At 61.4% G+C, this 3,043-nt stretch carries 4 protein-coding genes; 3 read left to right on the top strand and 1 reads right to left on the bottom strand.

Annotation, left to right across the window (positions count from 1 at the left end):
* Positions 1-437, bottom strand: a 437-nt coding sequence (locus tag EN879_RS30155; protein ID WP_127274451.1) for an MFS transporter, incomplete at its 3' end; no start/stop codon positions are given.
* A 175-nt stretch (positions 438-612) separates the two neighbouring features.
* Here EN879_RS30155 and EN879_RS30150 point away from each other — a divergent pair.
* The 3 genes from EN879_RS30150 to EN879_RS30140 form a co-directional block, all read left to right on the top strand.
* On the top strand, positions 613-1,437 hold the full coding sequence (locus tag EN879_RS30150) for a LysR substrate-binding domain-containing protein (RefSeq protein WP_245459099.1): 825 nt from the start codon (positions 613-615) through the stop codon (positions 1,435-1,437).
* 65 nt (positions 1,438-1,502) lie between these two features.
* Positions 1,503-1,949, top strand: coding sequence for a GNAT family N-acetyltransferase (locus EN879_RS30145; protein ID WP_063169209.1), 447 nt, complete (start codon positions 1,503-1,505; stop codon positions 1,947-1,949).
* A 6-nt stretch (positions 1,950-1,955) separates the two neighbouring features.
* Positions 1,956-3,043: VWA domain-containing protein (locus EN879_RS30140; protein WP_127274450.1), on the top strand; the 1,088-nt coding region annotated here is incomplete at its 3' end.

Raw genomic sequence — 3,043 nt, 5'->3', positions numbered from 1 at the left:
ATCCCCGAGACGACGCTCCAGGCCACAAAAGCCTTGCCGCGTTCGCTGCCGTCCTGAAACTGGTGGGACAAGACGGCCACGCTGCAAGTGAACATCGCCCCTCCCGCCAGGCCTTGCAGGAAGCGTGCAATGATGAGGAGCGAAGCGCTCGGCGCGAGGCCGCACAGCAGTGAGGCCAGCCCGAAGGCGATGGTGGCGATCACCATCACCCGTTTGCGGCCGAAGCGGTCGGCCAGCGTTCCTGTCGCCATCAGCACCGTGGTGCAGGCAATGGTGTAGGCGTTCATGATCCATTGCAGATCCTTGAAGTCGGCGGCGAGCACGCTTTCCAGTTTCGGAAGGATCACCGGGACGCTGGAGATTTCGAGGCCGAACAGCAGCGAGGCAAGGCAGGCCCCGGCAAGCGCAACGGTGTTTCGGTCGATTTGAAACGTCATGTCGATCACTTTCTGTCGAAGCATTCTGGAACCGGGCTGGCTCTTCAAACTGCGGTCGAGATGACATAGACGAGGCTTTACTATGAAAAAAGACTATGCATTTCTATTTCAGAGATAACAAAATGGAATGACGGAGATGGCCAGTCTCGATGTCGATGCCGTGCGCACTTTCGTCATGGTGGCCGACCTGCAGAGCTTCACCCGGGCGGCTGCAGCACTTGGCAGCACCCAGGCGACGATCAGCGTCAAGTTGCGGCGGCTCGAGGAAAAGCTCGGCGCACGTTTGATCGAACGAACCCCGCGCCGCGTGGCACTGTCGGAAAGGGGGGCTGTCTTCCTGCCCGTGGCCCGCGAATTCCTTGCCGCCCATGAACGCGCCGTCGCGGAATTTTCCGCGGCGCCATGTCGGCTTGCGCTCGGCTTCGTCGATCATGTCGCGGGGCCTGAGCTTTCCACGCTGATCGCCCAGCTTCATGCCCACGATCCGTCGCTCGCGCTCAACATACGGATCGATACCAGCTCCATGCTGGAAGAAGCTTTCGATCGCGGCGAACTCGATGCGGTGATTGTGCACCAGGAAGATGACAGTCGACGCGGTGAAGCTTTGTCGCGCACCCACTATGGCTGGTTCGCGGCACCTGGCTTCGAATGGCGACCAGGCACGCCCCTGCGCCTGGCTCTTTTAAGCACCAGATGCAATTGCCCGGACCGTATGAGAGCGGTCGAAGCGCTGGACCGGGCAGGCATCGCCTGGAATGAGGCTTTCGTCGGCGGCGGCGGCGCTGCCGTCAACATCGCGGTATCGGCGGGCTTTGCCCTTTCCGCCCTCGCTTACCGGGTTGTGCCCCCGGGCTTGATCGAGGTGGGCCGCAAACTCGGCCTGCCACCAATTCCCCCGTCCGAGATCGTTTTGCAGTCGCACGCTCTGCCGCCGCGGGCGCGGGAGGCGCTGCACATGCTCGCGACCGCTTTTCGCGAATATAATTCGCCTGCCGAATAGGCAAGGGTGTTCCTGATCCCGATTCTATTGGTATGGATCGGGTTCCAGACTTCAGAGGGAACGAAATGTCCGAGATAATCGTCCGCCCGCTCGCGCAGTCCGACCACGCCGATTGGCGGCGCCTGTGGACCGACTATCTCACCTTCTATGAGACGAAGCTGCCGGAAGAGGTCTACGCCGTCACCTGGAAGCGGCTGTTCACTCCGGGCGAATTCGAGCCAAAAGGCTTCATCGCCACACTGGACGGCAAGGCGGTCGGTCTCACGCACTTCCTGTACCACCGCTCCGGCTGGTCGGAGAAAAACAACTGCTATCTGCAGGATTTGTTCGCCGACCCGGATGTGCGCGGCAAGGGGATCGGCGCCGCCCTTATCAACGCAGTGAAGGAAGAGGCGGCAAAGATCGGCGTCAAGAATGTCTACTGGATGACGCACGAGACCAACGCCACCGCGCGCAAGCTTTACGACCACGTCGCCCGCCGCACGGGCTTCATCGAGTATGATTTGCTGTAACCGGCCATGTTCATCCCCTTCTTCCTTGAACTGAAGGCTGCACGCGTTCCCGTCTCGCTCAGGGAATATCTGTCGCTGCTCGAAGGGCTGGAAGCCGGGTTGGTCGACTACGACGTCGAAGGTTTTTATTACCTCGCCCGCGCCGCCCTGGTGAAGGACGAGCGCCACATCGACCGCTTCGACCAGGTGTTCGCGCATGTCTTCAAGGGCATTGAAGCGCTGGGCGGACCGGACGCGCTGGACGTCGCCAATATCCCCGAGGAATGGTTGCGCCGCCTCGCCGAAAAGCACCTGACCGACGAGGAGAAAAAACTGGTCGAGGCGCTCGGCGGGTTCGAAAAGCTGATGGAGACTTTGAAACAGCGACTCGAGGAGCAAAAAGGTCGCCACCAGGGCGGCTCGAAATGGATCGGCACCGGCGGAACCTCGCCATTCGGCGCCTATGGCTACAATCCCGAAGGCGTGCGCATCGGCCAGCATGAAAGCCGCAACCGCCGCGCGGTGAAGGTCTGGGACAAGCGCGAGTTCAGGAATTTCGACGATGCCGTCGAACTCGGCACCCGCAACATCAAGATCGCGCTGAAACGCCTGCGTCGCTGGGTGCGCGAGGGCGCCGAGGAAGAGTTCGACCTGCCCGGAACCATCCACGCCACGGCCGAACACGGCTATCTCGACGTGCAGACGCGGCCAGAGCGGCGCAACGCGGTGAAGCTGTTGATGTTCTTCGATGTCGGCGGCTCGATGGACGACCACATCAAAAGCGTCGAGGAGCTGTTCTCGGCCGCCCGCGCCGAATTCCGCCAGCTCGAATATTTCTATTTCCACAACTGCCTCTATGAGGGCGTGTGGAAGGACAATCGCCGCAGGCATGCCGAGGTGATTCCGACCTTCGACCTGCTTCACAAATACGGTCCGGACTACAAGGTGATCGTCGTCGGCGACGCCTCGATGAGCCCTTACGAGATCGCTCACCCCGGCGGTTCGGTCGAGCACTGGAATCCGGAGGCGGGCAGCGTCTGGCTCGGCCGTCTGCTGCAGCAATGGCCGAACGCGGTATGGCTGAACCCCGAAGATCCCAAGAACTGGGGCTACAC

The sequence above is a fragment of the Mesorhizobium sp. M7A.F.Ca.AU.002.02.1.1 genome, assembly GCF_003998535.1.
GTDB classification, from domain to species: Bacteria; Pseudomonadota; Alphaproteobacteria; order Rhizobiales; family Rhizobiaceae; genus Mesorhizobium; species Mesorhizobium ciceri.
This window is presented reverse-complemented; position numbering and strand designations above follow the sequence as displayed.

What these genes read in the sequence shown, in the direction of transcription:
- EN879_RS30150 (WP_245459099.1), top strand. Translation starts at nt 613, where the DNA reads ATGGTGGCCGACCTGCAGAGCTTCACCCGGGCGGCTGCAGCACTTGGC.
- EN879_RS30145 (WP_063169209.1), top strand. Translation starts at nt 1,503, where the DNA reads ATGTCCGAGATAATCGTCCGCCCGCTCGCGCAGTCCGACCACGCCGAT.